Origin of the sequence: Bradyrhizobium sp. (assembly GCF_049691595.1) — a bacterium.
GTDB lineage: Bacteria > Pseudomonadota > Alphaproteobacteria > Rhizobiales > Xanthobacteraceae > Bradyrhizobium.
In genome coordinates this window covers 1-4748 of the sequence record NZ_JBAVNZ010000430.1, presented here as the reverse complement: position 1 = coordinate 4748, position 4748 = coordinate 1, and the positions used below count along the sequence as shown (strand labels likewise).

The 4748-nt window shown below is 62.9% G+C and carries 5 protein-coding genes; all 5 read right to left on the bottom strand.

Annotation, left to right across the window (positions count from 1 at the left end):
* Nucleotides 1-252: 252 nt before the first annotated feature.
* Nucleotides 253-1539, bottom strand: coding sequence for a DUF445 domain-containing protein (locus WCE35_RS18370; protein ID WP_424594753.1), 1287 nt, complete (start codon nt 1537-1539; stop codon nt 253-255).
* A 281-nt stretch (nt 1540-1820) separates the two neighbouring features.
* Nucleotides 1821-2297 carry a phasin gene (locus tag WCE35_RS18365; RefSeq protein ID WP_424594752.1) on the bottom strand — a complete coding sequence of 159 codons (477 nt, stop codon included), beginning with the start codon at nt 2295-2297 and terminating at the stop codon, nt 1821-1823.
* A gap of 184 nt (nt 2298-2481) precedes the next feature.
* Entirely contained in the window at nt 2482-3075 is a 594-nt protein-coding gene (locus tag WCE35_RS18360) for an N-acetyltransferase family protein (protein WP_424594751.1), read from the bottom strand.
* Complete coding sequence (locus tag WCE35_RS18355) at nt 3072-4154, bottom strand: alpha/beta fold hydrolase (RefSeq protein WP_424594750.1); 1083 nt, start codon at nt 4152-4154, stop codon at nt 3072-3074. Before WCE35_RS18355 ends, WCE35_RS18360 begins: the two co-directional genes overlap by 4 nt.
* The gene (locus tag WCE35_RS18350) at nt 4151-4531 is read right to left on the bottom strand and encodes a hypothetical protein (protein WP_424594749.1); all 381 of its coding nucleotides are present in this window, start codon (nt 4529-4531) and stop codon (nt 4151-4153) included. The genes WCE35_RS18355 and WCE35_RS18350 overlap by 4 nt, the downstream gene beginning before the upstream one ends.
* Between the last annotated feature and the right edge of the window lie 217 nt (nt 4532-4748).

Sequence of the window (4748 nt, the reverse complement as noted above, 5' to 3'; positions counted from 1 at the left end):
CAGAAACATCAGCGATCTGGACGGCGGGCGAAGCGTTTGCGCAGCAGCGGACATCATATCTCCTCTCAGGGCCGGCCCCTTACGTCGCGGCAGCCGGCCAATGGGTCGTTCAAGAACACGCACACCTTGTAGAATGTAGAATCGTTCTGCAGTGCAACAATCCAGCTTCAAAAAGCTAAGGACCCGGTTTTGGTCTTGCAAGCAGGCCAGTTCACACGCCTGAAAACTAAAAGCGTTGACGTGCTGAATTAGTCACAGCCACCGAAGCAGGTATTCGAGGCTGTAGAGGACCAGTCCCGCCAGTCCGCCGATCAGCGAGCCGTTGAAGCGGATGTATTGCAAATCCTTGCCGATGTTTATTTCGATCAGCTTGATCAACTGCCCCAAATCCCAGGCCTTGACCTGATCGGAGATGAAGCTGGAGACGCCGCTCTTCTGCTCGGCAACGACCGTTCGCAGCACCGCGACCAGACCCTGGTTGATTTCGGCGCGCAATTCGGAATCGCCGGCCAGCGCCTCGCCCGCTTCCACCAGCATTCTCGCCAGCTGTTGCTGCAGCACCTGGGTCTCGCCCGACGCGCTGCGCTCGATGAATGATCGCGCATTCGACCAGATGTTGCGCGCGAGTTCGCCGAGCTCCGGCCGCGCCAGCAGGTCGCGCTTCAGGCCGTCGATCCGATCGGCAAAGGTCTTGTCGCTGCCGAGCCGGTCGACGAATGACAGCAGCATGCGGTCGAACTCGCCGCGGAAGGGGTGTTTGGGATCGCTGCGGACTTCGTCGAAGAAGGCGGTCGCCGAGGCGACGATCCGGTTCACCAGGAATTTGTCGGCGCGATAGAGTTTCAGCAGCGTCGGCAGTTCAGCTCGGATTTTCTCGCGGATGACAGCCATGGTTTCCGCCTGCGTCAGCGTCTGATGCAACGCGCGCAGGATATCGTCGAGCAGTCCCTGATGGCGGCCGTCCCGCACGAAGCCGCGCAACGTGCCGGCTGCGAGCGGCGCGAGGTCGATCGACATCAATTGCGTGGTGATGCGGCGGGTGATGAAGGTCATCAGCCCCGAGGTTTCCGTCGCCGAAACCGCTTCCGGCAACAGGCGCAGCACAAACCGGGCGAGATCGCCGCTGCGCTTGCGGTCGCGCAGCCAGTCGGCGATGAAGGCGCCGAAATCGATCTGATGGAGCTTTGCCTCCACGGGTGCGGCTTCGAGAAAATGCACCTCGATGAATTCGCCGAGCTTGTCGGCGATGCGATGCTGATTGCCCTGGATGATCGCGGTATGCGGGATCGGCAATCCGAGCGGCCGGCGGAACAGCGCCACCACCGCGTACCAGTCGGCGAGACCGCCGATCGTGGCAGCCTCGGCAAAGGCCGCGACAAAGCCGAAAGCCGGATGCAGATGGAGCAGCGCCTTCGCCGCGATGAACAGCAAAAGCGTCGCCGCCAGCACCAGCGTGGCAAGCCATTTGATCCGACGCAGCTCGGCGGCGCGGGCCGCGTCGCCGGGGGCGTCGATGACGAAAGTGGCGGGGAGGCTCATGGCGGTTTTCGGATCAGACAGAAATCTGGCGCTCAACGGGTAGCGTGTCCCGGACGCGGTGCAGCGCCTCTTGGCGCTGCTCCGCAGAGCCGGGACCTACAAGAGATATGGCAGGATGGACCCCGGATCAGCAGCGCACCACGCCGCAAGCCATAGCGCGTCAAAGACGCGCGTGAACGCGCTGATGGCGCTGCGCAGCATCCGGGGAACGCGAACCACCGATCAAAAAGAAGGCCCGCCTGAGCGGGCCTTCGAAGGAGCTGCCGATCGGCGAAATGTCATCAGGCGGTCTTGCTGTAGACCTTGGCGAAATTGTCCTGCGCGGACTTCGCACCCTCGGCGACGAGCTTGCCGAGATACTCCGTGGTGGCCTTCGCCCGCGAGACGAGAACCTCGCCGCGCGCACGGACCATGTCCGACTGGATCTGGACCGCTTCGTTGATCGACCTGGCGGAGGCCAGTCTGTCGATTCCGGCGAAGAACGCTTCCGCGTCCTGATAGATTGCCTGCTGGATGTTGCGGCTGATCTTGGCGGCCTCGGAAACCGAACCGGAAACGGCGGATTCGATCACGGCGGTCACCTTCTCGGAACCGGCGTGGAGGTCGGCGGCGCGAACCTTGGCGGTCTCGGCCTGCTTCTTCACGAACTCACGGGCAGCTTCCGGAACTTCCATGTTCTGGAGGTTCTTGAACGCATCGGTGACGGGCGCGAAGGCTTCCTTGACGGTGTCCATCATGGCATTGGTTTCGGTGGTCATGGGGTCTCTCCATCCTCAGGTTTGAGCTATGGGCTCACCCCGTCCGGATTGGCCCGGGGCGAGATTGTTGTGCCACGGTTAATGGTGCGACGCAATATTAATGGTGCGTCGCGATATCACGAATTAGTGATCGTCCCGATTGTAAGGCGGTTTGCCCGCGGAACCGGCGAGATGTCCGGTCGGATCAGTGCTGGACCGCGCCCGGAAGCCCGTAGGCTTCCATCTGTGCGCGGACCTGCGCCACATTGTGCCCGAGCACGACGATGTCGTGCTTCTTGCCGTCGACGTCCCGCACATGGTCGTGCAGCAGCGCCTCGGCCTTGAAGCCGAGGCTCTCGAACAGCGCGATCGCCGCCTTTTGGTCGACCGTCATCTGCACCGACAGCTTTTCGAGGCCGGCGCCGAGCGCCAGCGCAAACGTCTCCTGCGACAACGCCCGTCCGACGCCCTGGCCGCGGACGTCCTGCGACACCACCATCCGGAGTTCGCCGACATGCGGCGACCAGGAATGCGGGTCGCGCACCAGCGTGCCGCTGCCGACCACGACGCCCGCCTTGATGGCGAGCAGGCTTGTGATCGCGCCGCGCTCGATCTCGTGGATCCAGGCCGACAGCACTTTCGGTTCGCTGATATTGCGCGGCAGGAACAGCAGATCATGGGTCGGCAGCTTTTGTGCGAAGGCGAGCACGGCGGCCTCGTCCGCCCGCGTCATCAGGCGGAATTCGATGTCGCCGGCCTCGGTCTTGACGTGCCGCGGATAGGAACGCGTCTCGCTCATGTCGACCTTCCCGCCAGCCAGGCGTCCAGTTTCGGCCACAGCCGCTTGATCGCATTGGCGCCGGCGACCAGGCTGACGTGACCGCCTTTCAGCATCACCTCCTCCTTGTCGGCCGAACCGACCTTGGCGATCAGATGTTTGGCAGCCTCATAAGGCACGATGTGATCGTGCTCGGCGACCGCATGCAGGATCGGCACCTTGATGCTGGCGATATCAGCCGCGCGGCCGCCGACCGACATGGTGCCGTTGTAGAGCTTGTTGTCCCACATCAGGTCCTTGGTGATGGCGCGGAAATACTCGCCGGCCAGCGGCAGCGTGTCGGTGGCCCAGCGGTCGAACATCCGGTAGGATTTGACGAATTCGTCGTTCCAGATGTTCTCCCAGAGCTGCAGCTGGCTGACCGCGCGCGACGCCGGCCGCAGCATCTCGAACGAGGACAGGATCATTTCCGGCGGCACATTGCCGATGCTGTCGACCAGACCGTCAACGTCGAAATAGCGGCGGTCGGCGAAATTCGAGAACAGCTCCAATTTGCGGAAATCGATCGGCGTGGTGAAACAGATCAGATTCTTCATCGGCCCGTCATGGAAGATCGAACCGTACAGCAGCGACAAGACGCCGCCAAAGCAATAGCCGATCACCGAGACGTCGGTCTCGCCGGAATCCTGCTGCACGCGGCGGACGCAATCCGGGATGAAATCGAGGACATAATCCTCCATCCGCAAGCCTTTCTCTTCCGGCTTCGGCGCGCTCCAGTCCAGCATGTAGACGTCGTAGCCGCGCTTCAGCAGAAATTCGATGAAACTCTGGCCCGGCAGCATGTCGAGGATGTAGCCGCGATTGGTGGTCGCCATCACGATCAGGATCGGAACGCGGTAGATCTCGTCGGCGATTGGCCGGTAGTGATAGAGATTCATGGTGCCGCGGACATGCAAAATGTCCTTCGGCGTCGATCCGAGCGACGGCCCCGATGACGCAATATACTCGACGCCCTTGATGCTGCGCTGGATCGCGCGCTGCACCTCGGACTGGATCCGTTCCGGCATCGACGCCAGATCGAGGCCCGCCGGCGCGTTCATCTCGAGTCTCCGTCTGCCGGCGGCGGACGCCGGGTGCGCGGCGGCCGTGGTGTACCGGCGCTGCCCGCCACGCCGGAACCGCGGTTCATCTCACGCAGCATCGCCTTGATCTCGTTCAACTGGCCCTCGATCGACTGCAGCCGCTCGGCCATGCCGACCATCTGCGCCCGGCTCGGCAGGTTCATGCCGACCAGATATTTCTCCATCAGTTCGCCGAGCTGCTTTTGCGCGCCCGCCGTCACGCCGCCGACCTGATTCATCACCTTGCTGAACTCCGGCGAGGCCATCGCCTGATTGGCGAAGGCGTTGAACCCCTTCTCCATCTCGCCCAGCATTGTCTGCCAGATCACGGCCGGATCGTTGCCCTTGTCGGCCATTGGCGCCCTCCATTCGGTTGCGCGCGCTTGCCACGCTACGGATATTTTCGCCATACCACACCGTCGCGGCGGGTCGGTCAACAGGGCAGCGTCCGCGACGCCGGAAACCCTTCTGCGCCGCGGGAAACCATGCCATAGAGTTCCCCGATCGCGACGTTATTCGAGGACAGACCCGTGAACCCGCTCGCCCATCAACCGCCCCGGATCGCCAGCGCGA

Excerpts from the sequence above, each read along its gene's own strand:
- WCE35_RS18350 (WP_424594749.1), bottom strand. The coding sequence starts at position 4,531 with ATGGCCGACAAGGGCAACGATCCGGCCGTGATCTGGCAGACAATGCTG.
- WCE35_RS18355 (WP_424594750.1), bottom strand. The coding sequence starts at position 4,154 with ATGAACGCGCCGGCGGGCCTCGATCTGGCGTCGATGCCGGAACGGATC.
- WCE35_RS18370 (WP_424594753.1), bottom strand. The coding sequence starts at position 1,539 with ATGAGCCTCCCCGCCACTTTCGTCATCGACGCCCCCGGCGACGCGGCC.
- WCE35_RS18365 (WP_424594752.1), bottom strand. The coding sequence starts at position 2,297 with ATGACCACCGAAACCAATGCCATGATGGACACCGTCAAGGAAGCCTTC.
- WCE35_RS18360 (WP_424594751.1), bottom strand. The coding sequence starts at position 3,075 with ATGAGCGAGACGCGTTCCTATCCGCGGCACGTCAAGACCGAGGCCGGC.